This is a genomic window from Streptomyces sp. NBC_01549, assembly GCF_026339955.1.
Taxonomy (GTDB): Bacteria; Actinomycetota; Actinomycetes; order Streptomycetales; family Streptomycetaceae; genus Streptomyces.
Map to the genome: position 1 here is coordinate 5,654,343 of NZ_JAPEPW010000001.1, position 24,262 is coordinate 5,678,604.

Here is a 24,262-nt window from a genome sequence, read left to right on the forward strand (position 1 = left end):
GGATCAGGCCCGGGCCGCGGGTCAGCCCCGTATCTCCGGGGCGTAGGTGCCGAAGCTCCAGATGTTGCCCTCGGCGTCCCGGGCCAGGTAGTCCCGTGAGCCGTAGTCCTGGTCGGTCGGGGGCATGAGGATCTCCGCGCCGTGGTCCACGGCGTGCTGATGGTGTGCGTCGACGTCGTCCACGACCACGTACACCCCCGCGGGGCCGGCGTCCTTCATCGCGCCGTCGAAGACACCACCGCGGCCCTTGGAGCCGAGCATCACCGCGCCGTTGCCCTGGACCAGCTCGGCGTGCATCACCGTGCCGTCCTCGCTCTCGTACACCGAGGCCTCCGAGAAGCCGAAGGCCTCCGTCAGCTGCCTGATCGCCGCCTTCGCGTCCGCGTACAGCAGCGTCGGGCAGATGCTCGGGCGCCCGCCGTCCGTACCTGCCATGCCGATCACTCCCACCGGAACTCGTCCTGCCGGGCCGGAATGTCACCCGCTGCCCAGTCTTGCACCGGGCACTGACAACGCCGCGGCGCGCGGAAACCGCCCGCCGTGCCTCGCGTCCGCGGTATCAGCGGAAGGTGTTGCACTGAGCCATGTCGCCGGTGCGATAGCCCTGGTAGAACCACTGCTGCCGCTGCGCGGACGAGCCGTGCGTCCACGTCTCCGGGGTCACCCGCCCCTGGAACTCCTGCTGGATCCGGTCATCGCCGACGGCGGCCGCCGCGTCCAGTCCGTCCCGGATGTCGGCCGCGGTGAGGTTCGTGATCAGCGGCCGGCCCGTCGACGGGTCCTTCGTCGTCGTCGCGTGGTGCGCCCACACCCCGGCGTAGCAGTCCGCCTGCAGCTCGACCTTCACCGAGTTGCTGTTCGCCCCCGTGACACCGCTCTGGGCTTTGCCCAGCGTCCCCATCAGGTCCTGCACGTGATGTCCGTACTCGTGCGCCACCACGTACGCCTGTGCGAACGGCCCGCCGCTGGAGCCGAACTTGGTCCGGAGGTCGTCGAAGAAGCCCAGGTCCAGATAGACCTTGCGGTCACCGGGGCAGTAGAAGGGCCCGACCGCGGAGGTCGCGGTGCCGCACGCGGTGTTCACCCGCCCGGTGAAGAAGACCGTCGGCGAGCGTGTGTACCTACCGCCGCGCCGTGCGAACTCCTGCGCCCAGAAGTCCTGCACGCTGTTGACCACCGCCACCATCCGGCAGTCCTCCTTGGCGTTCGCGTCCCGCCCCTTCCGGCAGGTCTGCTTGACCTGGTCGAGCGAGGACGTGGTCACCGCGGGTTGGTCGTTCCCGGAGGACAGCCCGAGCTGATCGGGCCCGACCCCGAAGAGCAGCCCGAGGATCAGGGCGATCAGCCCCGCGATGCCGCCGCCGACGGTCGCCCTGCCGCCGGGGATCCTGCTGCCGCGCACATCCTGCACGTCGGAGGTGTCCAGGTCCGCGTCGTCGTCGAACTGCATCGGCACACCACCCTCTGCGTACGGCTTCGCACCTCGGCGTACGTCGCTCCGTGGCGCCATCCTCGTACGCCTTCGGGGGTCCGGCGCCGGACGAAGGGCCGAACGGGCGACCGGCCCCCGCCGCCCGCGCCCTGCTCCCCGTCGCCGTCGCCCTGCTGCTCACCGCCGCCCACGAAGCGCGCCCCGCTCCCTACGGAGACCGCCTCATCGCCCACACGCGCGTGGCGCACGGGCACGGGACACGGCAGCCCCGCCACGCGCCACGAAGGCGGCCGTCGAGGCCTACGTTTCGTCCCCGAACGTGCGTTGCGTCACGGCGAGGCGCTCCTGATCGCGCAGCCCTGCGCCCCCGGCGACAGCTGGACCACCGAGCTCGTCGCCGTCGACGACCTGGGCAGCATCACCCCGCACCGCACACCGCTGGGCAACGTGGGGCAGGGCGAGCGTCACAGTGCCGGACACACTCATCCAGGGAAAGTGGTTGCACGGCCCCGTTAGACTTGGGCGCATGGCCATTCTCCTCGCGCATTAGACGGCGGGAACGTCCTCAGCCGTCCACCCCGCCAACCACCCTGCCCTGGAGTCTGTCCGTGATCTCCGCCTCCGGTATCGAGCTGCGCGCCGGCGCCCGCATCCTCATCGAGTCCGCCACCTTCCGCATCACCAAGGGCGACCGTATCGGCCTGGTCGGCCGCAACGGCGCGGGCAAGACGACCCTGACGAAGGTCCTGGCCGGCGAGGGCATCCCGGCCTCCGGCACCGTCGCCCGCTCCGGCGAGGTCGGCTATCTGCCCCAGGACCCCCGCACCGGTGACCTCGACGTCCTCGCCACCGACCGCATCCTCTCCGCGCGCGGCCTGGACACCCTGATCCGCAAGATGCGGGAGAACGAACAGCGCATCGCCAACGGCTCGGGCGCCACCCGCGAGAAGGCCATGCGGCAGTACGAGCGCCAGGAGACCGAGTTCCTCACCAAGGGCGGGTACTCCGCCGAGGCCGAGGCCGCCACCATCGCCGCCGCGCTCAACCTGCCCGACCGCGTGCTCGGCCAGCCCCTGCACACGCTCTCCGGCGGTCAGCGCCGCCGTGTCGAGCTGGCCCGCATCCTGTTCTCGGACGCCGACACGCTCCTGCTCGACGAGCCGACCAACCACCTCGACGCCGACTCGATCGTCTGGCTGCGCGACTACCTGAAGACCTACCGCGGCGGCTTCATCGTGATCTCCCACGACGTCGACCTCGTCGAGACGGTCGTCAACAAGGTCTTCTACCTGGACGCCAACCGCGCCCAGATCGACGTCTACAACATGGGCTGGAAGCTCTACCAGCAGCAGCGCGAGGCCGACGAGAAGCGCCGCAAGCGCGAGCGTCAGAACGCCGAGAAGAAGGCCGCCGCGCTGAACTCGCAGGCGGACAAGATGCGCGCCAAGGCCACCAAGACGGTGGCCGCGCAGAACATGGCCAAGCGCGCCGACAAGCTGCTGGCCGGCCTCGAGGCGGTCCGCGTCTCCGACAAGGTCGCCAAGCTGCGCTTCCCGGAGCCCGCGCCCTGCGGCAAGACCCCGCTGATGGCCGAGGGCCTGTCGAAGTCGTACGGCTCGCTGGAGATCTTCACCGATGTCGACCTGGCCATCGACAAGGGCTCACGCGTGGTCATCCTGGGCCTCAACGGCGCCGGCAAGACGACCCTGCTGAAGCTGCTCGGCGGCGCCGAGCAGCCCGACACCGGCGAGGTCATCGAGGGCCACGGCCTCAAGCTCGGGTACTACGCGCAGGAGCACGAGACCCTCGACCCCGAGCGCACGGTCCTGGAGAACATGCGTTCCGCCGCGCCCGACCTCGACCTGGTCGAGGTCCGCAAGACGCTCGGCTCGTTCCTCTTCTCCGGCGACGACGTCGACAAGCCGGCCGGTGTTCTCTCCGGTGGCGAGAAGACCCGGCTCGCGCTCGCGACCCTCGTGGTCTCCTCGGCGAACGTCCTCCTCCTCGACGAGCCGACGAACAACCTCGACCCGGCCAGCCGCGAGGAGATCCTCGGCGCGCTGCGCACCTACAAGGGCGCCGTCGTCCTCGTCACCCACGACGAGGGCGCCGTCGAGGCGCTCCAGCCCGAGCGGATCATTCTGCTGCCGGACGGTGTCGAGGACCTGTGGGGCTCCGACTACGCGGACCTCGTCGCCCTCGCCTGAGCCCTCGTACGGCCTCCCGGACAGCTCCGGGGCCGCCGTCAGCGCGCCGTGATCGAATGACTGATCCACTGCGTATGGATCATTCGGCCGATCCGTGATCCACCATCTGTGTGAGATCTCCTCGTACCGAGGTGTGTCCTACATCGATTTCGCGGCCGAGCCCTTTGTTCTCAAGGGCTCGGCCGTCTTGCGTCGCTGACCTGGCACTTCACGGAAGAATCCGTTCGGCCGTACGGACGGAGCAGTGCGGACTCTGTGATTCCACTTGTGAGGACGGGCTCCTGTCGTCAAAACCGTGTCTTACGGACCTTGCCGAATGGGTGGCCATGAAGCCCTTGAGGGGTGATCATGAGAAGTCCAGAGCGCACTTCCCATGAGGAGGCACGGGTGGCCGAGACTCTGAAGAAGGGCAGCCGGGTAACCGGCGCCGCGCGCGACAAGCTCGCGGCAGACCTGAAGAAGAAGTACGACTCCGGTGCGAGCATCCGAGCGCTGGCCGAAGAAACCGGTCGCTCGTATGGCTTCGTGCACCGGATGCTCAGCGAGTCGGGCGTCACGCTGCGAGGGCGTGGCGGAGCGACGAGGGGCAAGAAGGCCGCCTCGGCCTGAGGCCGGGCGTCCCCATCGGCTTCGGTGGTGGCCACCCGGTCGGTCGGGTGATCGACCGGGTGGTTACTGTGCAGTCACTTAGGTGTGTTCCTCGTGTCCTTCGCGAGGTACGCGTCTGATCCGACCGCACCCATCGGAGGCAGCCCATGGCTTCGCTCGACAAGGATCTAGACCCCGTACTCGACAAGGACGGCGTACGGCTCACCGTCGACGACGCGATCGCCACGGTGACGCTGACCAATCCAGCCAAGCGCAACGCCCAAAGTCCTGCTCTGTGGCGGGCGTTGACGGAGGCCGGACGGTCGCTGCCGGGCACTGTCCGTGTCGTGGTGTTGCGTGCCGAGGGCCAGTCGTTCTCGGCCGGGCTCGACCGGCAGGCGTTCACGCCCGAGGGGTTCGACGGCGAGCCGTCGTTCATCGACCTCGCGCGTGGAGCCGACGCCGAGCTCGACGCGACCATCGCCGAGTACCAGGAGGCGTTCACCTGGTGGCGGCGCAGCGACGTCGTGTCCATCGCCGCTGTGCAGGGACACGCCATCGGTGCGGGTTTCCAGCTGGCGCTCGCCTGTGACCTGCGCGTCGTCGCGGACGACGTGCAGTTCGCCATGCGCGAGACCAGCCTCGGGCTCGTACCCGATCTGACGGGAACGCATCCACTGGTGAGCCTGGTGGGATACGCCCGTGCGCTGGAAATCTGCGCCACGGGTCGCTTCGTCTCGGCCGAGGAGGCCGAGCGCACGGGGCTCGCCAATCTCGCGGTGCCTGCCGACCAACTCGACGGCGCCGTGCGGGATCTCGCCGGTGCGGTGTTGGCCGCGCCTCGGGACGCGCTCATCGAGACCAAGGCGTTGCTGCGGGGCGCTCAGGAGCGGACGTACGAGGAGCAGCGGGTCGCCGAGCGGGCGGCTCAGGCCCGGCGGCTGAGGGACCTTGCCGGTCTGGGTGAGTGAGGCCGTCCCTTCGGCTACTCGACGGCCGTCACCAGTGCTGCCACTGACGGGGTGTCCGGCAGGGCGTCCGCGACCGCTGTTCTGACGGCTCTTGCCACGTCCACCGTTCGCTCCGTCGCCGCGACCGCCAGTTCGACGCGGACGTGGCGGCGGGCGAGGGCGGGGTCCTCGCCCGGGACGTGCTCGATGTGCACCGGACGCCCCAGGACGTCCGTCAGATGAAGTACCCCCGGCACGGACAGCGCGGCGGTGGCCGCCCGGGCCTCGTCGGGGGCCGTCGGTACGGCCGCCGGACGCGGGGCGACGTGACGTACGGCGCTCGGCGGCGCGGAGACGTCCCCCAGTCCCGTCACCTTCAGGTCGACCTCAGTCACCGTCAGGCCGAGGGGCTCGGCCGCCTCGGCCAGGGTCGCGCGCAGGCGGGCCGCGGTCGTGGGGAGCGGCTCGACGCCCGGGGCCGTCGGGTCCGCCTCGGCCGTGAACTCCGCGACGACACGCAGCGGACCGGGCGGCAGCGCGCTGGGCGGCGGCGGTACGACGGGGTCGTCCACCAGATCCGGGTCCGCGAGGGCGATCCGGAGCGCGCCGAGGCGGATACCGGGCACGCCGGCCGCCGCGCGCCGCAGGAACGCGTCGGCCGCCTCCTCGGCGATCCAGGCGCCGTCGCGCGGATGTCCGAGCGGGAGGAGGCGCCCGAGCCCGAGCTGCCGCTGTACTGCCTGCGTCCATCGATCCGCGCTCATTGCTCCAGCCTGCCGCATCCCCGGCGCGCGAGCCCGCGAGCGCACCTACTGTGGGCGAAGAGGACGACCGAAAGGGCGTACGGCGATGACCGACATGACGGAGCAGAACCGGGCGGACAGCCTCGGGAGCGAGAGGGAAGCCCCCCAGAGCCGCAAGCCCGGGGTCACCAAGCGCGGCGGCGGTGATCCCGCCACCCGGGGGCGGACCACGATCGCCGACGGTGTTGTGGAGAAGATCGCCGGGCTCGCCGCCCGGGACGTACTCGGTGTCCATGCGATGGGCAGTGGGCTGAGCCGGACCTTCGGGGCCGTGCGCGACCGCGTGCCGGGTGGGTCGAAATCCGTCTCGCGAGGCGTCAAGGCCGAGGTCGGGGAGGTGCAGACCGCGCTCGACCTGGAGATCGTCGTCGAGTACGGCGTGTCGATCGCGGACGTCGCCCGCGCGGTGCGCGAGAACGTCGTCGCGGCCGTGGAGCGCATGACGGGACTCGAGGTCGTCGAGGTCAACATCGCGGTGAGTGATGTGAAGCTTCCCGAGGAAGAAGATGAGGAGCCGGAGTCGCGGCTCCAGTGACCGGCCCGGCCGCCGAACGGCCCACGACATCCCGGCCACCGAACCGCCGGCGACACTCCGGCCGTCGAACCGCTGAGGAGCGCACCATGAGCTTGGCCGTGATCGGCATGATCGCCGGAATGGCGCTGGGCTTCGCCGGGTACTTCGGGGGCTTCGGGGCCTTCCTGCTCGTGGCCGCCCTGGGTGCCGTCGGGTTCGTCGTCGGACGGTTCCTCGAAGGGGACCTGGACCTCGGTGACTTCTTCCGTCCCCGTGACGACCGGCGGCGGTGACGGAAGTGACCGGCCCGCTCGGTGACACCCGACGGCCCCTGACGGCCGTCGCGGCGGCCGAGCGCGGCGCGACCCGGATCGCCGACCGGGTCGTGGCGAAGATCGCCGCGCAGGCGGTCCGCGAGGCCCTGGGCCCGCTGCCCCCGGACGCCGTATCCCCGCACGCGACGGTCGTCGTGCACCACGACAGCGCCCGCGTCCACGTCCACCTCGAACTCGACTACCCCTCCGACATCGGCGGCCGCTGCAACGCGGTGCGTCGTCACGTCGCCGAGCGGGTAGAGGCGTTGACGGGGATGGAAGTGCCGGAGGTGGCGGTCCAGGTCGAGCGGCTGCACCTGGTACCGGCAGCCGCCGTGGCACAGGGGAGGACGCGATGAGCGAGCCCCAGGGTTCCGAGAGCACCACCCGACGCATGCCCGTCCTGGAGAAGACGACCGCGGGCGCCCTGGCCGAGGGTGAATTCGACCGGTCCGCCTCCACGGCCGACCACGACCCGCCGCCCGCCGTCGACGACGCGAACGGGGGGCGGGGGCGGTTCTGGTCGGCGCGCCGCGTCCCCGCGGGGATCGTCACGCTGCTGGTCCTGGTGGCTGCGGGCGTCCTGCTGTACGACGTCGCGGCCGTACGCGCCCACCGGCCCGCCCTGCACTGGCGCAGGTCCCTCGCCCGGCAGCTCGCCGAGCGGCCCCTCGATGACACCTGGGTGCTCGTCGGTGCCGGCCTCGCCGCGGCCCTCGGACTCTGGCTGATCGTCCTCGCGGTGACGCCGGGGCTGCGCGACGTCCTGCCGATGCGGCGCACCCATCCCGACGTACGGGCCGGGCTGCACCGGGACGCCGCCGCGACGGCGCTGCGCGACCGGGCCATGGAGGTCTCCGGGGTCCGGTCGGTCCGGGTACGGATGGGGCGCAGGAAGGTCGATGTGCGGGTGGTCTCGCACTTCCGCGAACTCGACGACGTACGGGCCGACCTGAACGTCACGCTCGCCGACGGTATCCGGGGGCTCGGGCTCGTCCGGCCGCCGGCCCTGTCGGTGCATGTGGTGCGGCCCGGACGGAAGGGGTGAGGGCGGTGCTCAGGATCGTCAACCGTGTCCTGCTGGGAATCGTCGGGCTCGCGCTGCTGCTCCTGGGCGGCTCCGTGCTCGCTGTCGGACTGGGCGCGCGGCCGCCCTCCTGGTGGATCCACGACGGGCGGCACGACGTGCTGCTGAGCGCCGCCGAACGGACCCGGTGGCGGGACCAGGGCTGGTGGTGGCCGACCGTCATCGCCACTCTCACGGTCGTCGTCCTGCTCAGCCTGTGGTGGCTGTCGGCCGTACTGCGACGGCGCCGGCTCGCGGAGGTGCTCGTCGACACCGGCGACGGCGAGGGGGCGCTGCTGCGCGGGCGGGCCCTGGAGGGCGTACTGGCCGACGAGGCGGGGCGGTTGGACGGTGTCGAACGGGCCCAGGTCCAGCTGACCGGGCGGCGGGACGCTCCCGGGACCCGGGTCCAGCTCCTGCTGGAACCCCATGTGGACCCCGGAGCCGCGCTGCATCTGCTGACCACGGAGGCGCTGGCGCACGCCCGGGACTCCGCGAGCCTGGCCGCGCTCCCCGCGGAGGTCCGCCTCCACGGGGTCAAGCACCGGGCCGAAAGGGTGAGTTAGTCCCCCAGGGGGCAGCGGACTCAGAACCCGCTTCGCATGCCGCCGTCCACCGGCACCATGATGCCCGTCAGATACGACGCGGCGGGTGAGAGCAGGAACGCCGCCGTGCGGCCGAACTCCTCCGGGGCGCCGTAGCGGCGCAGCGGGATCCGCGACTCGTTGGCCGCGCGGGTGGCCTCCGGGTCGGCGGAGAGGCCGTCGAGCTCGCGCACGCGGTCCGTGTCGATGCGGGCCGGGAGCAGGCCCAGGACACGGATGCCGCGCGGGCCCAGCTCGTCGGCGAGGGACTTGGCGAAGCCCGCGAGGCCGGGGCGCAGACCGTTGGAGATGGTCAGGCCCGGGATCGGCTCGTGCACCGAGCCGGAGAGCACGAAGCCGATGACGCCGCCCTCGCCGAGCTCCGCGGCGGCCGCGCGGGCCAGCCGGACCGCGCCCAGGAAGACGGACTCGAAGGCGGCCGTCCACTGCTGGTCCGTGTTGTCCGCGACGAACCCGGGCGGCGGGCCGCCGACGCTGATCAGGATGCCGTCGAAAGCGCCGAAGTGCTCGCGGGCCGCCGCGATCAGTCGCTCCGGGGTCCCCGGGGCGGAGTTGTCGGCGGCCACCCCGACCGCGTTCGGGCCGAGCGCGGACGCCGCGTCGCCGGCGGTCTTCTCATCGCGCCCCGTGACGATCACCTTCGCACCGTCGGCGGTGAGCTCGCGCGCGGCGGCGTTGCCCAGGCCACGGGTGGCTCCCGTGACGACGTACACACGGTCCTTCAGTCCAAGATCCATGGCCCCATCCTCCCCTATCGGGATTTCTCGTTTCCTCCCGGATGCGCGTCACCGAACAGGTTGAAGGCGGTCCCCACCAGGCCGAGGTGGCTGAACGCCTGCGGGAAGTTGCCGAGCTGGCGGCGCGCGACGGGGTCGTACTCCTCGGCGAGCAGCCCCACGTCGTTGGCGAGGCCGATCAGCCGTTCGAACAGCTCGCGGGCCTCCTTCGTGCGGCCCGTCATGTGCAGCGCGTCCGCGAGCCAGAACGAGCAGACGAGGAAGGTGCCCTCGCCGCCCGGCAGCCCGTCGACGTCGGCGCCCTCGTCGCTGTAGCGGCGCAGCAGGAAGCCGTCGCGTTCGAGTTCGGCGCGCACCGCGTCGATGGTGCCGACGACCCTGGGATCGTCGGGCGGCAGGAAACCGACGCGGGGGATGAGCAGCAGGGAGGCGTCCAGCGCGCGTGACCCGTAGGACTGCGTGAAGGTGTTCCGTTCGATGTCGAAGCCGTGTTCGCACACGTCCTGGTGCACCTCATCGCGCATCGTGCGCCAGCCCTCCAGGTCGCCGACGAGCGCCGGGTCGCTCTCCAGTGCCCGGACGGCGCGGTCGGCCGCCACCCACGCCATCACCTTCGAGTACACGAAGTGCCGGCGCGGGCCGCGCACCTCCCAGATCCCCTCGTCCGGTTGCCGCCAGGAGGTCCGCAGGAACTCCATCAGGGCGCACTGCAGGCGCCACATGTGCGGTTTGGACGGCAGGCCCGAGCGCTGGGCCAGCGTGAGCGAGTCGATGACCTCGCCGTACACGTCGAGTTGCAGCTGCTTCACGGCCTCGTTGCCGATCCGGACCGGGTACGAGCCCGCGAAGCCGGGCAGCCACTCCAGCTCGAACTCGGGCAGCCGCCGTTCACCGGAGAGGCCGTACATGATCTGCAGATCCGCGGGGTCGCCCGCGACCGCGCGCAGCAGCCAGTCGCGCCAGGCCTCGGCCTCCTCGTGGTACCCGGCCGACAGGAGCGCGCCCAGGGTGAGGGTCGAGTCGCGCAGCCAGCAGTAGCGGTAGTCCCAGTTGCGGACGCCGCCGAGTTCCTCCGGGAGCGAGGTGGTGGGGGCGGCGACGATGCCGCCGGTCGGGGCGAAGGTGAGGGCTTTGAGCGTGATCAGGGAGCGCATGACGGCGTCCCGGTGCGCACCGTCGTAACGGCAGCGTGCCGCCCACGCCTGCCAGTCCTCGACGCTGGAGCGCAGCGCCTCGTACGGATCGACGAGCGGCGGGCGTGACTGGTGCGAGGGGTGCCAGGTCAGGACGAAGGCGACCTTCTCGCCCGCCTCCACGGTGAACTCCGAGTGTGTGCGGAAGTCCTTGCCCCAGGTGCGCACCTCGGGTTCGCTGCGCAGCCACACCGAGTCCGGGCCCGCGACCGCCACCCGCTGGCCGTCGGCCCTGCGCACCCACGGTACGACGGAGCCGTAGTCGAAGCGCAGTTGCAGTGTGCTGTGCACCGTCACCCGGCCGCTGAGGCCTTCGACGACGCGGATGAGATCGGGGGCGTGCTCGCGCTGCGGCATGAAGTCGGTCACGCGGACCGCGCCCTCCTCCATCTCCCATTCGGAGTCGAGCACCAGCGTGTCCCGCCGGTAGGCCCGCCGGGCGCAGGGGCCCGCCCCCTTGGGTGAGATCCGCCAGCGGCCGTGGTTCTCGTCGCCGAGGATCGCGGCGAAGCAGGCGGCCGAGTCGAACCGTGGCAGACAGAGCCAGTCGACGGACCCGTCCCGGCCCACCAGCGCGGCGGTCTGTTCGTCCCCGATGAGCGCGTAGTCCTCGATACGTGGGTGCACGTGGGGCGAGTTCCCGGCGGAGGCCGGGGCCAATCGGGTCGAGGGCCGACCGGGTGACACTTGTCGAGGAGATACGGGCGCGCCGCGCGGCGTGCCAGGGATCAGGCGGCCACCGGGGCCGCTTCCGGTGTGGTCGCGGAGGCGGCGGCCGCGGCCCGGTCGCGGCGCTCACGGCGGACCAGGATCACCCAGCCCACCGGCACACCCGCGGAGAAGAGCCACCACTGGATCGCGTACGCCATGTGCGGCCCGATGTCGTTGTGCTCGGGGTCGGGGATCAGCTCGGGGGAGTCGCCCCTGGGCTCGGGCGCGGTCTGCTCGATGTACCCGCCGAGGACCTGCTTGCCGAGGCTCTTCGCCTGCTGCTCGCTGTTGATCAGCATGACCTGGCGGTCGGGCAGGCCCTGGACGTTCTTGATGCCGCTGTCTCCGGTCGTCTCGTCGGGCATCAGCCGCCCGGTGACAGTGATCTCGCCCTTCGCGGGTGCCGGGATCTTCGGGAACGCGGTCTGCGAGCCGCCCGAGTCGATCCAGCCCCGGTTGACGATCAGCACCCGGCCGTCGTCCAGGTCGAAGGGGGTCAGGACGTGGTAGCCGACCTCGCCGTCGGCGTTGGTGCGGCGCCGCACGACGACCTCGTGCGCGGTGTCGAAGGTGCCCTTCGCGGCCACCCGGCGGTACAGGTCCGCGTGCTTGATGTGCTGCCCCGGCGCGGTGACCGACTCGGCGGGCACCGGCCTGGCCGTCAGCGACTGCGAGATCACCTTGTTCAGCGCCACCTTGTGCTCATGGCGGTGCAGCTGCCAGAAGCCCAGCTTGATCATCGTGGGGATGAGCAGGAGGGCCACGAGGGTGAGAATCACCCACTGCCGGGACAACAGGAAGCGGTACACCCCACGACCGTACAACTCGGTCGTGGGGCGTGTTCACGGGGGTGCGCGTCGCCCTGACGGCGGCGTGTGCTCTCGGCGTGTCCCGATGTGTTCTCAGACCTTGTCGATGATGCCCACCCTGCCCTCCGCGCGGGCGCAGTGCGCCGTACCTGCGCTTCGCATCACCGACTGAGGGTGGCGGTGGCGAGGATCTCGGTGGTCTGCCGGATCACGTTCGGGGAGGCGTTGTTGAGGCACACGTAGCTGGTCCGCGCGGCATGCCCGTCCTCGGCCGGACGCACGATGCGCATCAGTTCCTGTGAGCCGCCCGCCCGCTCGCGCCGACCGTCGACCCGGTCCGGTCGGCGCACGGCGGCACATGGCGACGACAGCCGTTCCCGGCTTTGTTCCGCTCACGTCGATGGACATGTCCGCAGTCTGCCGAGAGGGGACAAGCTCGTTGCCTCGATTGCGATGCAGAACCTGACCAGTGGGCCGGGGTGGGGCGCCTTTGCAGAGTCGGCCGTCCCGGATCAGGGCGATTCTTTGACGCGTGAAGAGTGGCTTGAGAAATGGCTGTCTGAAGCGCCGGTCCTGACCGAGGAGCGGGCAGACGAGATCCTGGAACTGATGGAGCTGAAGTGACAGAAGTGCAGAGAGGATGAGCCGCTACGCCGACCAGGTAGAACCTCCGGCCGGCAGAGCGCCGTCAGCTTGCCACCCCCTTCCCTGCCCTTGACCATGCCGCGTATGACACGTTGCGAAGTGTGCGGCAATGACTATGACCTGGCCTTCACCGTGGAGACCCAGGACGGTTCCCGTCACGTATTCGATTCGTTCGCCTGCGCGATCCACCGCATGGCACCCATCTGTGAGCACTGCCGGGTCCAGATCATCGGCCAGGGAGTCGAGGCCGAGGGTCACTGGTACTGCGGCGCGCACTGCGCCCGCGCAGAGGGAAGGGTGGGCATCGTGGACAAGGTGGGAAGTGCGCACCGCTCCGACTGATGACAAAAGGGCCCCTCCCACACGGGGAGGGGCCCTTTTGATTCGTTGTCAGGCGGCGTAGAACACCGGCTCTGCTCGTACAGCGTCGAACCGGCCGCTTCGGATTTGGGCCGGCTGGATGACCACCGTTCTGAGCACTTTCCTGGCGATGATCCGCTGACGCTCGATCGACAGGTTCCCCCAGCCGTTCGACAACAGCTCTTCCGTGACGGCACGAGTGCCGGTCGGGACCGTGTGGTCTGCCCTGTCCACCAACAGCTCGTTCTTGCGGGCGTTGAGGTCACCGAGCATCGTGACCTATTGCCGGCTCTGAGCACCTGGAGCCACGGGTCCACCGGGCCATCAGGCCAACCATCCAGCTTGCGCCCTCTCCTGATTCGGACACCGTCGCACGGAACATACGTGGGCTACACCCGTTCTGGGTAACTTGCCGATCTTCAGGCGATATGAAATACCTGAAGAAGGGCTGTAACGCTCGCCGGGGACCCTGCTGGGCCGCCCTGGAAGAGGGAACGCCATGACGGGAGTGCACGAGGCCGCCGAGCGTGTGATCGCCGGGCGCTACCGGCTCCTTCGTCGGCTCGGCGCTGGCGGCAGGGGACGGGTGTGGCAGGCGTATGACCAGAACCTGGCGTGCGAGGTCGCGCTCAAGGAGATCGTCCTGCCGCTGGACATCCCGGAACAAGAGGTGAGCGCCCGGATCACGAGGGCCCGTGGTGAAGCGCAGCACGCTGCCCGGCTGCGCAACCACCCCCATGTGGTCACTGTGTACGACATCCTGGAGGCCGACGGCCTGCCGTGGATCGTCATGGAATTCGTCCCCGGTGCCATGGACCTGGACGCGGTGGTGCGCGAGCGGGGGCCGCTGCCACCCGCCGACGTCGCCCGGATCGGGCTGGCGGTCCTCGACGCCTTGCAGGAGGGGCACCGGCTCGGCATCCTGCACCGGGACGTCAAACCGGCCAACGTCCTGCTGACCGACCCCGGTCCGCAGCCCTCTCACTCCACGGAGGGCGGTCAGGTACTGCTGATCGACTACGGCATCTCGCTGGAGCCGAGCTCCGGAGAGGCCCGCCTGACCGCCACCGCGGATTTCCTCGGGACCCCGGGCTTCATGGCTCCGGAACGGGCTTACTGCGAGGTGCCCACCCCGGCCTGCGACCTGTTCTCACTCGGCGCCACCCTGTATTTCGCGCTCGAGGGGGCCGGACCCTTCGACCGCGACTCAGCTGTCACCACACTGAGCGCCGTGCTGTTCGAGTTTCCCACCCTGCCGCGCCGGGCAACGGCGCTGACCCCGGTCCTGCTCGGGCTGCTGGCCAAGGATCCCGCGCAGCGGATGGACGGCGACGAGGCCACCCGGCGGCTCGCGTCCATCGCCCAGCCCCGCCCTTCCCCATCGCACCCCCCGGTCATAACGCCGGCCGAGCCGGAGGAACCGACCGGTCCGAAGCCGCCGCGCTCCCGGGAGCCGTCCCCGCCGACCGAGCTCCTGCCGTCGGCCAGGCCGGAGGAACCGACCCGCCCGCCCCCGGGACTGTCGGCCGAGCCGGAGGAGCCGACCGGCCCGCCCCTGGAACCGCCGCCGCACAAAGGTGACGAGGCCCGGCCGCGGCCGCGCCCGCCGCGGCCCAGACACCGACGGGCCAAGCTCATTGCAGGGGTGGTGGCGGTGACGCTGGCCGCGGTGGGCGGCGGCATCTACCTGGCGCAGTCCGGCCCCTCGGGTCCTGAACTGGCCTTGATCCGGGTCGGCGACTCCCCGGAGGGGGTGACGGTGTCCCAGAAGGGGGACCGGGCCTACGTGGCCAACAAGAGCTCGAGTTCGGTGTCGGTGATCGACACCGCGACGAACCGCACGGTGGGCAACCCCATCCCCGTCGACCGCTCCCCGAAGGGGATAGCGGCGTCCCCGAATGGGGACCGGGTCTACGTGACCAGCTTGGGCTCGGGTTCGGTGTCGGTGATCGACACCGCGACGAACAAGGTGGACCGCACCATCCGCGTCGGCCGCGGCCCGCAGGGGGTGGCGGTGTCCCCGATCGAGAACCGGGTCTACGTGACCAACTTCGGCTCAGGTTCGGTATCAGTGATCGACACCGCGACGAATCGCACGGTGGGTAACCCCATCCCCGTCGGCCGCGGCCCGCAGGGGATAGCGGCGTCCCCGAACGGGGACCGGGTCTACGTGGCCAACTTCGTCTCGGGTTCGGTGTCGGTGATCGACACCGCGACGAACAAGGTGGACCGCACCATCCCCGTCGGCCGCGGCCCGGCAGGGGTGGCGGTGTCTACGTTTGGGGACCGGGTCTACGTGGCCAACGGGAGCTCGGGTTCGGTGTCGATGATCGACACTGCGACGAACCGCACGATGGGCAACCCCATCCCCGTCGGCCGCGGCCTGCAGGGGGTGGCGGTGTCCCAGGAGGACCGGGTCTACGTGACCAACGGGAATTCGGGTTCGGTGTCGGTGATCGACACCGCGACGAACGAGGTGGACCGCACCATCGACGTCGGCCGCGGCCCGCAGGGGGTGGCGGTGTCCCGGGAGGACCGGGTCTACGTGGCCAACGGGAGCTCGGATTCGCTGTCGGTGATCACATTCTAGAGGACGTCTGAAACTCAGGACTGTGCCCGGCCGATTCGGCTGACCAGCGTCATTGCCGCCCGCTCGGCATCGTCGCGTTCGGCGCGGTAGAGCCAAGGACACCTATCCACACCCACCCTGACCAGGATCTATTTACGCGTCAGAAGCGTGTCTCGGGTTTGCGATCAAGCCTTGGACAGCACACTTCGGGAAAGCGTGACGCTACTGGTCGGTCACAACATCAGGTCTGGTGAACACGCGAGGGCAGTGGTGATTGCCTCACCTCACGGAGGGGTGCAACCCGGCGGGTCCCAGATGAGCGTGCCGCTCTCGTCGTAGTGGTAATCCGTGCAGGTCTCGTATGGCGCCGCGCTCAACGACTCCGCCGTGGCCTTCGTTGTCTGAGGCACTGCCTCGGCGCTCGCCACGCCCACGGTTCCGGCGAGCAGCGCAGCGGCGCAGGACGCGCCGACGAGGTGTCGGAGGCGCCACCAGGGGCTTGTCCCCATGATCATCTCCTTGGGGTGGATCGGCTGCTTACCCACCAGCGTGGGAGGTCGGCCACGATGGCGTCAACGGCCGGCGGGACTTGTCACAGTATCGGGACATTTCATGATATTGCGAACTTCCCAGAGGCTTTCCCTTCGCCTCGAAGGTCCCTCCCGGGCCCTCAAGGGGGCGTTTATGTAGCTCTATTCCGGTAGGTCGATTTCGATCGGGTGTCTCTATCTCTGGCTCGGCACCATGTGTCACGAAGCGCCATGTGTCACGAACCGCTTGCCGTCCCATGTAGCGGCTGCCTTGTTCTGCCGCGCTGCGAGTTTCGTATCTGAAGTGTGCGCAGTTTGCATCGGAGGAACATGCTATTGAAGATGCTTGAGCAGGTGTGATCCCCGCACTGAAAACTAGGAAGAGACCGGAAATGGGACATGTGAAATATCGCCACATGCGACTTTCCCGTTCAGTGTTGATGGTGCCGACGTGTCCCCTGGCTGCCGAATCCGAGTGTGTTTCGACTGAGCCACACCGAGAAAAGTGCCCACACCGATGAGAACGACGAAAACCCCCACTGGCCGACCTGCCCGGTGAGAACGCGGCGTTCGGGAACGGACTGCTCATCCGCCGAAGTCTGACCGACGGCGAGACCGGGGCACCCCTCCCGGCGCACCGCGCCCTGCGCGTGCACCTCGAAGGTCATGCCGTAGTCGTTGCCTCACACTTCGCATCTCGCCATGCGCCACCGGGTGGGGTGCCGACGCGGCGCGGGCGAGCGGGCGCCGGGCGAGTCGCCCGGCAATCACCCGTACGTCCGTCAGCGACCCCGTCCCCTCTGCGGCCCCCGGTCACTTCTCCGAGGCCGGGGTCACATCCCGCAGCAGCTGGCCGAACGCCGCCTCGTCGATCACCGGTGTCCCGAACTGCTTGGCCTTGACCGCCTTGGACGTATGGGAGTCCGGATCGTTGGTGACGAGCAGGCTGGTCAGCCGGGACAGGCTCGTCGCGACATGCAGGCCGGCCTCGACGGCACGGTCCTCCAGCAGCTCGCGGTCGACGGACGTGTCCCCGGAGAACGCGACCCGCATACCCTGCTTGAGCGGTTTACCCGCTTCGTAGCGTCCTGGGTTGGGATAAGGGCATGCAGGGCGTTTGCGCGAAGGCCGCCAACTCCCGGACGGGTAGCCACCGGATGACTGGCCGCCCGACGCATAACCACCGGACTGCCGTCCGCTCCGCGGCGCCGCGGGGCTCTCGGACCACTCCTTGAGCGGCCGGCACTCAAGCAGCGGCAGCCGGATCCCGTCCCGCGCGGCGGCCCGCAGGCTCGGCCGGAACGCCTCGGCCAGCACGCGCGCGTCGTCCAGCGCGTGGTGTGCCCGCTGCTGTACGACGCCGAAGTGCGCGGCCAGCGACTCCAGCTTGTGGTTGGGCAGCGGCAGCCCCAGCTCCTTGGAGAGCGCGATGGTGCACAGCCGCTGACGCACCGGCGCCTCACGCTCCGCGCGCGCGTACTCCCGCGCGATCATCGACCAGTCGAAGACCGCGTTGTGCGCGACGAGTACCCGTTCGGCGAGCCGGTCGGCGAACTCCTCGGCGATGTCCCGGAAGAGCGGGGCGCCTTCGAGCAGCTCGGTCGTCAGACCGTGGATCCAGACCGGGCCCGGGTCCCGCTCCGGGTTGACCATCGTGTACCAGTGGTCCTCGACCTCGCCGCGTGCGTCCAGCCGGTAGACGGCGGCCGAGATTATCCGGTCGTCGCGGGCAAGGCCGGTGGTCTCCACGTCGACGACCGCGTACCCCTGCGGATACGCGGCCGGCCAGGGGGCTGGGGACGCTGCGGTCGTCAGGTCTTCGAGCATGGTCATTGAGGATACGGGCCCTGACTGACAGTCCGGCCCCCGCCTTCCCGGAACCAGCGCCCCTGACCGCCCCCACGGTGGCCACGCGCACGTGGCCACAGTAATGCGGCACGGCGGGCCCGGAGTTGACGCGGCCGGCGGGGGCACGGGTGCTTTCTGTGGCGCGGGTCACCGGTTGGTTCGGCCCGGCGCAAGCCCCCCGGCGCATGGCTATGGACCTTTCACCGGCACGGTGCAAGCGTGCTCCGCGCCCCATCAGGTAGCGCCTACGAAGGGCGGTACGGACATGGCACGAGTGAGGTACGGCGCACGGACCGAGGCGGAGATCGCCGCCGCGCGCACCGCGAACGCCAAGCTCCCCGACATCTGGTCCACCGGTGTGGTGGCCGTCTGGGAGAGCGATCCGGACGCGGTCGCGGCGGTCCTGCCGCCCCCGCTCAAACCCACCGGGCGGCCCCTGGTCCGGGTGAACATCAGCAAGGTCGACCTGCCGGGCTATCCGCTCGGCGCGGGTTCGTTCGCCGTCGCCGCGGCGCACGACGGCGTCGAGGGCTGGTACCCGCTGGTCATGCCGATGACCCACGAGCGGGCGCTCGTCGGCGGCCGCGAGGTCTTCGGGGAGCCCAAGAAGCTCGGCGAGGTGACCGTGGAACGCGACGGCCTCGTCGTACGGGCCGCACTCGCCCGGCACGGCATCGCCTTCGTCGAGGTGCGCGGCGCGGTGAGCGGTGACCTGCCGCTGCCCGAGCCCGCCCAGAAGACCGACTTCTACTTCAAGTTCCTTCCCGCGGTGGACGGTTCGGGCTTCGACGCCGACCCCGTGCTCGTGCACTGCGTGCGCAACGAGAAGGTGCGCAGGCTGGAGCGTGTCACCGGGGACGTCGTACTGCGCGAGTCGATGTACGACCCGGTCGCCGACCTCCCCGTACGGGAGCTGGTCGAGATCACCCTCGGCGAGAAGACCACCGACCAGACGGGCAGGGTCGCCGAACGGGTCAGCGCCCAGGCCCTGTTGCCGTACATCCATCAGCGCTACGACGATCCGCGGCAGATCCTCGACGGGCCGCCGGAAGGGAGCGCCTGATGGAGCTCGGAGCGGGGCAGGTCGCCGTGGTCACCGGCGCGGCGAGTGGCATCGGGCTCGCGATGGCGCGCCGGTTCGCGGCGGACGGTCTGAAGGTGGTCCTCGCGGACGTCGAGGAGGGCGCCTTGGAGAAGGCCGCCTCCGCGCTGCGGGAGGACGGGGCAGAGGTGTACGCGCGTGTGGTGGACGTCTCGGAGCGCGAACAGCTCGACGCGCTCGCCGCCGAGACGTACGAGAAGTACGGCGCCGTACACGTCCTGTGCAACAACGCCGGGGTCGGCTCCGGCGCCGAGGGCCGTATGTGTGCGTACGCGACGGCGAGAACGCCCCGCTGCCCATGGCGTCCGTGGTCTCCCCCGGCGAAGCAGAAGCCGAGGAAGACCCCGTACCGCAGCGTCTCTGATTGGCTCAGCGATCCCTTGGGTTGCACAGGATCGGGATGTGGGGGAAACCCCCGTGAAGCCAATCGTCTTCGTGCCCTGGTGCCAACGGCCAAAGCTGTCAGCCCGCGTGGCACGTCCCTCCGGACGCTGGCCGGTCAGGCACGTACGGCCCTGACCGGGGAGGGTGCCCGACGTCGCCTGGGCGCCGGGCGTGCACGTCACACTCTGCCACAACGTAACTACGGTTGGCTAATTCGATTGGTGAGCCTCGACCAGTGGGAGGCCGCGATGAAGGAGGCGGGGCAGGAGGTGCGGTTCACGCCGGTGGAGGAGGTCGCCGACCTGGTGGCGGACGGCATCAGGGAGGACCGCTTCTGGCTGCTGCCCGCCAGCGAGCACAGCGACCGGCAGATCCGGGCGAGGTCGCGGTCGATGCTCGACCGGGCCGACCCGTCGTACCTAGAGCACTTCATTCTGGACTGAGGAGGCGGGCGATGACCGACCGGGACCCCTATCTGATCATCTCCTCCGACTGCCACGCCGGGCTCCCCACCGAGGAGTACCGGCCCTACCTGGACTCCCGTTTCCACCGGGACTTCGACGAGTTCCTCGCGGGCCAGGGCCGGCGCCGCGAGGAGATGACCCGGCTCGGCATCCGCAACGAGGCGTTCGCGGACCGGTGGTTCCAGGACAACGAGGAGGGGCTGCGCGGCGGCTGGGACGCCGCGCAGCGCCTCAAGGAGCTGGACGGCGACGGTGTGGCCGGGGAGGTGGTCTTCCCGGACGCCGACGCCGTGGACAGCCGCACGGCCGCCCCCTTCGGCGTGGGCCTCGGCCTCTCCGGCGACCACGACCCGCGGCTCGGCATGGCGGGCGCGCAGGCGCACAACCGCTGGCTGGCGGAGTTCGTCGGGGAGAACCCCGAACGGCACTGCGGGGTCGCCCTGTTGCCCATCACCGCGTCCCCCGACGCGGTCGTCGCCGAGGTGTACCGGGCCAAGGAGTCGGGACTCGGCGCCCTGATGATCCCCGCCATGTGGGTCGACAAGGAGCCGTACCACGACCGCCGTTACGACCCCGTGTGGGCGGCCGCCGCCGAGTGCGCGATGCCGGTGGTCACGCACTCGGGCGCCGCACCGCGCCACGAGTACGGCGACCACCTGGGGATCTACGTCTCCGAAGTCACCTGGTGGCCCGCGCGCCCCTTGTGGTTCCTGCTCTGGTCGGGCGTCTTCGAACGCCACCCGGGGCTGAGGTTCGGGGTGGCCGAGTCGGGCTGCTGGTGGCTGCCGAACCTCCTCTGGTTCATGGACCGCCTCTACCTGGGCGCGCACGGCGGCAAGAAGCTGTCGCCCTTCGCGGAGCTGAAGCGGCCCCCGCACGAGTACCTCGACCGGCAGCTCTTCATCTGCGCGACGAACACCAAGCGCCGCGAACTCGCCCAGCGCTACGAGATCGGCGTCGACAACATCCTCTGGGGCAGCGACTTCCCGCACCCCGAGGGAACCTGGCCCGACACACGCGCGTGGCTGCGGCGCACCTTCCACGACATCCCGGTTGCCGAGACCCGCCGCATGCTCGGCCTCGCGGCCGCCGAGGTCTTCGGCTTCGACGTCGAGCGGCTGACCCCGCTCGCCCGGCGCATCGGCCCGACCCCGGCCGACCTCGGCCAGAGCGACGACCAGAGGGCCGTGGAGGCGTCCTGGGCACGCTCACGCGAGGTGGGCCGCCACTGGCTGACCGACCACGACTTCCCGGTCCTGGGGACGACACCGTGAGCGCCCCCACGAACGACCCCGTGACCGACCGGTACACCGTGATCTCGGCGGACTGCCACGCCGGAGCCGACCTGCTGGACTACCGGCCCTACTTGGCGAAGGAACACCACGAGGCGTTCGACGCGTGGGCGGCCGGCTACGTCAACCCGTACGAGGACCTGCTCGCCGACACCGCCGACAAGAACTGGAACTCCGCACGGCGCCTGGCGGAGCTGGAGGAGGACGGCATCGTCGCGGAGGTGGTGTTCCCCAACACCATCCCGCCCTTCTTCCCCTCGGCCGCCCTGATGGCGCCGGCCCCCACCGCCGAGGAGTTCGCACGGCGCTGGGCGGGCCTGCGCGCCCACAACCGCTGGCTCGCGGACTTCTGCGCGGCCGCGCCGGGCCGCCGCGCGGGCGTCTTCCAGATCCTCCTGAACGACGTGGAGGAGGCGGTGAAGGAGATCAGGTGGGCCTCCCGGGCGGGCCTCGCGGGCGGCCTGCTGCTCCCGGGCACCCCACCGGGCTCGGGACTGCCCGAGCTGTACTCGTCGACGTACGACCCCATCTGGGCGGTCTGCGAGGAACTGGGCGTCCCCGTGAACCACCACGCGGGCTCGGCGTCCCCTCCCCTCGGCGACGAACCGGCGGCCCGTGCGGTCTTCATGGTCGAGACGACCTGGTTCTCCCACCGCGCGCTCTGGCACCTCATCTTCGGCGGGGCCTTCCGCCGCCACCCGGGCCTGAGACTGGTGCTGACCGAGCAGGGCTCGGGCTGGATCCCCGGGGTGCTCGACATGCTGGACTACTACCACGGGAGGCTGTCGGCGGCGGCGACGAAGAGGTCGACGGCGGAGTCCAAGTTCGGCGCGGGTCTCGCCGAGGCGATGGGCAAGGGCCCTTCGGACGTCTGGCGGGACAACTGCTTCGTCGGCGCGAGCTTCATGCGCCCGCACGAGGTGCCGCTGCGCGCGCGGATCGGCGTCGACAAGATCATGTGGGGCAGCGACTACCCGCACGACGAGGGCACCTACCCCTACTCCCGGGAGGGCCTGCGCTGCGCGTACGCCGGTGTGCCGCGCGAGGAGGTCGCCGCGATGGTCGGCGGGAACGCCGCCCGGGTGTACGGCTTCGACCTCGACGCCCTGGATCCCCTCGCGGCGAAGGTGGGACCGACCGTGGCGGAGCTGGCCGAACCGCTCACGCGGCCCCCGGCGGACGCGACGAGCCCCGTGTTCGCGCGGGGAGCGTCGGTACGGGTCTGGTGACGCCCGGGGTGCGATCCTCCCCGTGTGACGCAACCCACGCACGACGAGGCCCACGCGGGCACCCTCGGCTCCCGCCTGAACTGGTTGCGGGCCGCGGTGCTGGGCGCCAACGACGGCATCGTCTCCACCGCGGGCCTCGTCGTCGGCGTGGCCGGCGCCACCGACGACCGCTCCGCGCTGCTCACGGCGGGCCTCGCGGGGCTGCTGGCCGGGTCCATGTCGATGGCGGCGGGCGAGTACGTCTCGGTCTCCACCCAACTGGACTCCGAGAAGGCCGCCCTGGCGCTGGAGCGACGTGAACTGCGCGAACAGCCGGATGCCGAACTCGAGGAGCTGACCGAACTCCTGGAGCAGCGCGGCCTGACCCACGAGGTGGCCCACGAGGCGGCGCAGCAGCTCACCGAACGCGACGCCCTGAGGGCCCACGCACGCGTGGAACTCGGCATCGACCCCGACGACCTCACCAACCCCTGGCACGCCGCCTGGGCGAGCTTCCTCTCCTTCACCGTGGGCGCCCTCCTCCCCCTCCTCGCCATCGTCCTGCCACCGGCAGGCTGGCGGCTGGGCGTCACCGTGGTCTCGGTCCTCGCCGCGCTCGTCCTCACGGGCTGGCTGAGCGCCCGCCTGGGCTCGGCGGACCAGGGCCGCGCGGTACTGCGGAACGTGGGCGGGGGCGCGCTGGCGATGGGGGTCACTTACGCGGCGGGGGCGTTGTTGGGGGCGGCCGGGGCGTGACGAGCACCGAGTGAACACCTGACGGGCATCGGTCCGGACCTGTCGGCGTCCTTGGCGGAGATCACCAAGAAGCAAGCGCGTACCCCCGGTAATACTTGTGGGTAACAACGTCTAGCCGTGGCCGAGCTGCGGTTCTACGGTGCACCCATGCCGAACCTGCCCGATGTCGTGCTGTTGTCGATACCCGCCTTTGTGCTGCTCACCGTGATCGAGGTGGTGAGCGTCAGGATCCATCCGGACGACGATGCCGCGGGCTACGAGACGAAGGACGCCGCGACGAGCGTCGGCATGGGGCTCGGGAGTCTCGTCTTCGACTTCCTGTGGAAGATCCCGATCGTCGCGATCTATGCGGCGATCCATGAAGTGACTCCGCTTCGGGTGCCCGTCCTGTGGTGGACCGTTCCGCTGATGCTGCTGGGGCAGGACTTCTTCTACTACTGGTCGCACCGCGGACACCACGTCGTCCGCGTCCTGTGGGCCTGCCACGTGGTCCACCACTCCAGCCGGAAGTTCAACCTCACCACCGCGCTGCGCCAGCCCTGGACCACCTGGACGGTCTGGCCCTTCTACGTGCCGCTGATCGCCCTCGGCGTGCACCCCGCGGCGCTGGCGTTCTGCTCGTCCGCGAACCTCGTCTACCAGTTCTGGATCCACACGGAGCGGATCGACAAGATGCCCCGCTGGTTCGAGTTCGTGTTCAACACGCCCTCCCACCACCGGGTCCACCACGCCTCCCAGGGCGGCTACCTGGACCGCAACTTCGGCGGGATCCTCATCGTCTGGGACCGGCTCTTCGGGTCCTTCGTCCTCGAGACCGAGCGGCCCGTCTACGGGCTCACCAAGAACATCGCCACGTACAACCCCCTGCGCGTGGCCATCCACGAGTACGCCGCCATCGCCAGCGACCTGAAGGCGGCGGCCGGCTGGCGCGAGCGGGCGGGACGAGTCTTTCGCGGGCCCGGCTGGCAGCCGACGCCGAAGTCCGCGGGGCGCGAGCCGGTCACGGAGCCCGTCACGTGAGCCCACGGCACGCGCGCGTGCTGCTCGTCTCCTTCGGCGTCGCCGCTGCCGTGGACCTCGTCTCCCTGGCCGCCGGGTTCACCCCGGGGCACCTGGTCGCCAAGCCGCTTCTCATGCCCCTGCTCGCCGCCCTTCGGATCCCCGTCGCGAGCTAC

At 70.4% G+C, this 24,262-nt stretch carries 28 protein-coding genes and 1 pseudogene; 18 read left to right on the top strand and 11 right to left on the bottom strand.

Annotation, left to right across the window (positions count from 1 at the left end):
* Positions 1 to 21 precede the first annotated feature (21 nt).
* The 3 genes from OG819_RS25135 to OG819_RS25145 form a co-directional block, all read right to left on the bottom strand.
* Positions 22 to 435 carry a VOC family protein gene (locus OG819_RS25135; RefSeq protein ID WP_266623685.1) on the bottom strand — a complete coding sequence of 138 codons (414 nt, stop codon included), beginning with the start codon at positions 433 to 435 and terminating at the stop codon, positions 22 to 24.
* Positions 436 to 559: 124 nt separating this feature from the next.
* Positions 560 to 1,450: a neutral zinc metallopeptidase gene (locus OG819_RS25140; RefSeq protein ID WP_266623683.1), complete on the bottom strand. Its 891-nt coding sequence runs from the start codon at positions 1,448 to 1,450 to the stop codon at positions 560 to 562.
* Positions 1,451 to 1,732: 282 nt separating this feature from the next.
* Positions 1,733 to 1,918, bottom strand: a complete 186-nt coding sequence (locus OG819_RS25145; protein WP_266651215.1) for a hypothetical protein — start codon at positions 1,916 to 1,918, stop codon at positions 1,733 to 1,735.
* Positions 1,919 to 2,040: 122 nt separating this feature from the next.
* Here OG819_RS25145 and OG819_RS25150 point away from each other — a divergent pair, with 122 nt between their 5' ends.
* From OG819_RS25150 to OG819_RS25160, 3 genes are all read left to right on the top strand, one after another.
* Complete coding sequence (locus OG819_RS25150) at positions 2,041 to 3,639, top strand: ABC-F family ATP-binding cassette domain-containing protein (RefSeq protein WP_067364496.1); 1,599 nt, start codon at positions 2,041 to 2,043, stop codon at positions 3,637 to 3,639.
* Between the two features lie 387 nt (positions 3,640 to 4,026).
* On the top strand, positions 4,027 to 4,248 hold the full coding sequence (locus tag OG819_RS25155; RefSeq protein ID WP_006123601.1) for a helix-turn-helix domain-containing protein: 222 nt from the start codon (positions 4,027 to 4,029) through the stop codon (positions 4,246 to 4,248).
* Between the two features lie 146 nt (positions 4,249 to 4,394).
* Complete coding sequence (locus OG819_RS25160) at positions 4,395 to 5,198, top strand: enoyl-CoA hydratase/isomerase family protein (RefSeq protein WP_266651216.1); 804 nt, start codon at positions 4,395 to 4,397, stop codon at positions 5,196 to 5,198.
* 14 nt (positions 5,199 to 5,212) lie between these two features.
* On the opposite strand, the gene OG819_RS25165 is transcribed toward OG819_RS25160, so the two are convergent.
* Complete coding sequence (locus OG819_RS25165) at positions 5,213 to 5,941, bottom strand: nucleopolyhedrovirus P10 family protein (RefSeq protein WP_266651217.1); 729 nt, start codon at positions 5,939 to 5,941, stop codon at positions 5,213 to 5,215.
* 85 nt (positions 5,942 to 6,026) lie between these two features.
* Between OG819_RS25165 and OG819_RS25170 the strand changes: the two genes are divergently transcribed.
* The 5 genes from OG819_RS25170 (at position 6,027) to amaP (ending at position 8,440) form a co-directional block, all read left to right on the top strand.
* Entirely contained in the window at positions 6,027 to 6,515 is a 489-nt protein-coding gene (locus OG819_RS25170) for an Asp23/Gls24 family envelope stress response protein (protein ID WP_266623676.1), read from the top strand.
* Positions 6,516 to 6,601: 86 nt separating this feature from the next.
* Positions 6,602 to 6,787 (top strand): hypothetical protein, encoded by a 186-nt coding sequence (locus OG819_RS25175; protein WP_054232254.1) that lies wholly within the window; start codon positions 6,602 to 6,604, stop codon positions 6,785 to 6,787.
* A gap of 5 nt (positions 6,788 to 6,792) precedes the next feature.
* Positions 6,793 to 7,167 carry an Asp23/Gls24 family envelope stress response protein gene (locus OG819_RS25180; protein ID WP_266652841.1) on the top strand — a complete coding sequence of 125 codons (375 nt, stop codon included), beginning with the start codon at positions 6,793 to 6,795 and terminating at the stop codon, positions 7,165 to 7,167.
* A complete protein-coding gene (locus OG819_RS25185) occupies positions 7,164 to 7,856 on the top strand; it encodes a DUF6286 domain-containing protein (RefSeq protein WP_266651218.1) in 693 nt (230 codons plus the stop codon). Before OG819_RS25180 ends, OG819_RS25185 begins: the two co-directional genes overlap by 4 nt.
* Positions 7,853 to 8,440, top strand: coding sequence for an alkaline shock response membrane anchor protein AmaP (gene amaP, locus OG819_RS25190; protein ID WP_266415499.1), 588 nt, complete (start codon positions 7,853 to 7,855; stop codon positions 8,438 to 8,440). The genes OG819_RS25185 and amaP overlap by 4 nt, the downstream gene beginning before the upstream one ends.
* 20 nt (positions 8,441 to 8,460) lie before the next feature.
* Here amaP and OG819_RS25195 read toward each other — a convergent pair whose 3' ends face one another.
* The 4 genes from OG819_RS25195 to OG819_RS25210 all read right to left on the bottom strand — a co-directional run bounded on the left by OG819_RS25195 (position 8,461) and on the right by OG819_RS25210 (position 12,279).
* Positions 8,461 to 9,216 carry an SDR family oxidoreductase gene (locus OG819_RS25195; RefSeq protein WP_266651219.1) on the bottom strand — a complete coding sequence of 252 codons (756 nt, stop codon included), beginning with the start codon at positions 9,214 to 9,216 and terminating at the stop codon, positions 8,461 to 8,463.
* Positions 9,217 to 9,230: 14 nt separating this feature from the next.
* Positions 9,231 to 11,036, bottom strand: coding sequence for a glycoside hydrolase family 15 protein (locus OG819_RS25200; RefSeq protein ID WP_266651220.1), 1,806 nt, complete (start codon positions 11,034 to 11,036; stop codon positions 9,231 to 9,233).
* 101 nt (positions 11,037 to 11,137) lie between these two features.
* On the bottom strand, positions 11,138 to 11,929 hold the full coding sequence (locus OG819_RS25205) for an SURF1 family protein (RefSeq protein WP_266651221.1): 792 nt from the start codon (positions 11,927 to 11,929) through the stop codon (positions 11,138 to 11,140).
* Positions 11,930 to 12,090: 161 nt separating this feature from the next.
* Positions 12,091 to 12,279, bottom strand: coding sequence for a hypothetical protein (locus OG819_RS25210; RefSeq protein ID WP_266651222.1), 189 nt, complete (start codon positions 12,277 to 12,279; stop codon positions 12,091 to 12,093).
* 103 nt (positions 12,280 to 12,382) lie between these two features.
* Here OG819_RS25210 and OG819_RS25215 point away from each other — a divergent pair, with 103 nt between their 5' ends.
* Together OG819_RS25215 and OG819_RS25220 are read left to right on the top strand one after the other, a co-directional pair.
* Positions 12,383 to 12,553, top strand: coding sequence for a hypothetical protein (locus tag OG819_RS25215; RefSeq protein WP_266651223.1), 171 nt, complete (start codon positions 12,383 to 12,385; stop codon positions 12,551 to 12,553).
* A gap of 105 nt (positions 12,554 to 12,658) precedes the next feature.
* A complete protein-coding gene (locus tag OG819_RS25220; protein ID WP_266623664.1) occupies positions 12,659 to 12,916 on the top strand; it encodes a hypothetical protein in 258 nt (85 codons plus the stop codon).
* 48 nt (positions 12,917 to 12,964) lie between these two features.
* Here the strand turns inward: OG819_RS25220 and OG819_RS25225 are convergent, their stop codons facing one another.
* Positions 12,965 to 13,207 (bottom strand): hypothetical protein, encoded by a 243-nt coding sequence (locus OG819_RS25225; RefSeq protein WP_266651224.1) that lies wholly within the window; start codon positions 13,205 to 13,207, stop codon positions 12,965 to 12,967.
* Positions 13,208 to 13,433: 226 nt separating this feature from the next.
* Here OG819_RS25225 and OG819_RS25230 point away from each other — a divergent pair, with 226 nt between their 5' ends.
* Positions 13,434 to 15,524 carry a serine/threonine-protein kinase gene (locus OG819_RS25230; protein WP_266651225.1) on the top strand — a complete coding sequence of 697 codons (2,091 nt, stop codon included), beginning with the start codon at positions 13,434 to 13,436 and terminating at the stop codon, positions 15,522 to 15,524.
* Positions 15,525 to 15,787: 263 nt separating this feature from the next.
* Here OG819_RS25230 and OG819_RS25235 read toward each other — a convergent pair whose 3' ends face one another.
* A complete protein-coding gene (locus OG819_RS25235) occupies positions 15,788 to 16,012 on the bottom strand; it encodes a hypothetical protein (RefSeq protein ID WP_266623659.1) in 225 nt (74 codons plus the stop codon).
* Between the two features lie 834 nt (positions 16,013 to 16,846).
* On the bottom strand, positions 16,847 to 17,860 hold the full coding sequence (locus OG819_RS25240; RefSeq protein ID WP_266651226.1) for a DEDDh family exonuclease: 1,014 nt from the start codon (positions 17,858 to 17,860) through the stop codon (positions 16,847 to 16,849).
* Between the two features lie 286 nt (positions 17,861 to 18,146).
* Here OG819_RS25240 and OG819_RS25245 point away from each other — a divergent pair, with 286 nt between their 5' ends.
* The 7 genes and pseudogenes from OG819_RS25245 to OG819_RS25275 form a co-directional block, all read left to right on the top strand.
* The gene (locus OG819_RS25245) at positions 18,147 to 18,944 is read left to right on the top strand and encodes an acetoacetate decarboxylase family protein (protein WP_266415511.1); all 798 of its coding nucleotides are present in this window, start codon (positions 18,147 to 18,149) and stop codon (positions 18,942 to 18,944) included.
* A complete protein-coding gene (locus OG819_RS25250) occupies positions 18,944 to 19,810 on the top strand; it encodes an SDR family NAD(P)-dependent oxidoreductase (protein WP_266651227.1) in 867 nt (288 codons plus the stop codon). The genes OG819_RS25245 and OG819_RS25250 overlap by 1 nt, the downstream gene beginning before the upstream one ends.
* An 11-nt stretch (positions 19,811 to 19,821) precedes the next feature.
* Positions 19,822 to 21,105 carry an amidohydrolase family protein gene (locus tag OG819_RS25255; protein WP_266651228.1) on the top strand — a complete coding sequence of 428 codons (1,284 nt, stop codon included), beginning with the start codon at positions 19,822 to 19,824 and terminating at the stop codon, positions 21,103 to 21,105.
* 20 nt (positions 21,106 to 21,125) lie between these two features.
* Positions 21,126 to 22,352 carry an amidohydrolase family protein gene (locus tag OG819_RS25260; RefSeq protein ID WP_266634212.1) on the top strand — a complete coding sequence of 409 codons (1,227 nt, stop codon included), beginning with the start codon at positions 21,126 to 21,128 and terminating at the stop codon, positions 22,350 to 22,352.
* Between the two features lie 24 nt (positions 22,353 to 22,376).
* Positions 22,377 to 23,087: a VIT family protein gene (locus OG819_RS25265; protein ID WP_266623652.1), complete on the top strand. Its 711-nt coding sequence runs from the start codon at positions 22,377 to 22,379 to the stop codon at positions 23,085 to 23,087.
* 147 nt (positions 23,088 to 23,234) lie between these two features.
* Complete coding sequence (locus OG819_RS25270) at positions 23,235 to 24,107, top strand: sterol desaturase family protein (RefSeq protein WP_266651229.1); 873 nt, start codon at positions 23,235 to 23,237, stop codon at positions 24,105 to 24,107.
* A pseudogene (locus OG819_RS25275) lies at positions 24,104 to 24,238 on the top strand (lysoplasmalogenase); the annotation flags it as partial. The gene OG819_RS25270 and the pseudogene OG819_RS25275, both read left to right, overlap by 4 nt.
* Between the last annotated feature and the right edge of the window lie 24 nt (positions 24,239 to 24,262).

What these genes read in the sequence shown, in the direction of transcription:
- OG819_RS25135 (WP_266623685.1), bottom strand. Translation starts at nt 435, where the DNA reads ATGGCAGGTACGGACGGCGGGCGCCCGAGCATCTGCCCGACGCTGCTG.
- OG819_RS25140 (WP_266623683.1), bottom strand. Translation starts at nt 1,450, where the DNA reads ATGCAGTTCGACGACGACGCGGACCTGGACACCTCCGACGTGCAGGAT.
- OG819_RS25145 (WP_266651215.1), bottom strand. Translation starts at nt 1,918, where the DNA reads ATGAGTGTGTCCGGCACTGTGACGCTCGCCCTGCCCCACGTTGCCCAG.
- OG819_RS25160 (WP_266651216.1), top strand. Translation starts at nt 4,395, where the DNA reads ATGGCTTCGCTCGACAAGGATCTAGACCCCGTACTCGACAAGGACGGC.
- OG819_RS25165 (WP_266651217.1), bottom strand. Translation starts at nt 5,941, where the DNA reads ATGAGCGCGGATCGATGGACGCAGGCAGTACAGCGGCAGCTCGGGCTC.
- OG819_RS25170 (WP_266623676.1), top strand. Translation starts at nt 6,027, where the DNA reads ATGACCGACATGACGGAGCAGAACCGGGCGGACAGCCTCGGGAGCGAG.
- OG819_RS25175 (WP_054232254.1), top strand. Translation starts at nt 6,602, where the DNA reads ATGAGCTTGGCCGTGATCGGCATGATCGCCGGAATGGCGCTGGGCTTC.
- OG819_RS25185 (WP_266651218.1), top strand. Translation starts at nt 7,164, where the DNA reads ATGAGCGAGCCCCAGGGTTCCGAGAGCACCACCCGACGCATGCCCGTC.
- OG819_RS25195 (WP_266651219.1), bottom strand. Translation starts at nt 9,216, where the DNA reads ATGGATCTTGGACTGAAGGACCGTGTGTACGTCGTCACGGGAGCCACC.
- OG819_RS25215 (WP_266651223.1), top strand. Translation starts at nt 12,383, where the DNA reads ATGCAGAACCTGACCAGTGGGCCGGGGTGGGGCGCCTTTGCAGAGTCG.
- OG819_RS25220 (WP_266623664.1), top strand. Translation starts at nt 12,659, where the DNA reads ATGACACGTTGCGAAGTGTGCGGCAATGACTATGACCTGGCCTTCACC.
- OG819_RS25225 (WP_266651224.1), bottom strand. Translation starts at nt 13,207, where the DNA reads ATGCTCGGTGACCTCAACGCCCGCAAGAACGAGCTGTTGGTGGACAGG.
- OG819_RS25230 (WP_266651225.1), top strand. Translation starts at nt 13,434, where the DNA reads ATGACGGGAGTGCACGAGGCCGCCGAGCGTGTGATCGCCGGGCGCTAC.
- OG819_RS25235 (WP_266623659.1), bottom strand. Translation starts at nt 16,012, where the DNA reads ATGGGGACAAGCCCCTGGTGGCGCCTCCGACACCTCGTCGGCGCGTCC.
- OG819_RS25240 (WP_266651226.1), bottom strand. Translation starts at nt 17,860, where the DNA reads ATGCTCGAAGACCTGACGACCGCAGCGTCCCCAGCCCCCTGGCCGGCC.
- OG819_RS25245 (WP_266415511.1), top strand. Translation starts at nt 18,147, where the DNA reads ATGGCACGAGTGAGGTACGGCGCACGGACCGAGGCGGAGATCGCCGCC.
- OG819_RS25250 (WP_266651227.1), top strand. Translation starts at nt 18,944, where the DNA reads ATGGAGCTCGGAGCGGGGCAGGTCGCCGTGGTCACCGGCGCGGCGAGT.
- OG819_RS25255 (WP_266651228.1), top strand. Translation starts at nt 19,822, where the DNA reads ATGACCGACCGGGACCCCTATCTGATCATCTCCTCCGACTGCCACGCC.
- OG819_RS25270 (WP_266651229.1), top strand. Translation starts at nt 23,235, where the DNA reads ATGCCGAACCTGCCCGATGTCGTGCTGTTGTCGATACCCGCCTTTGTG.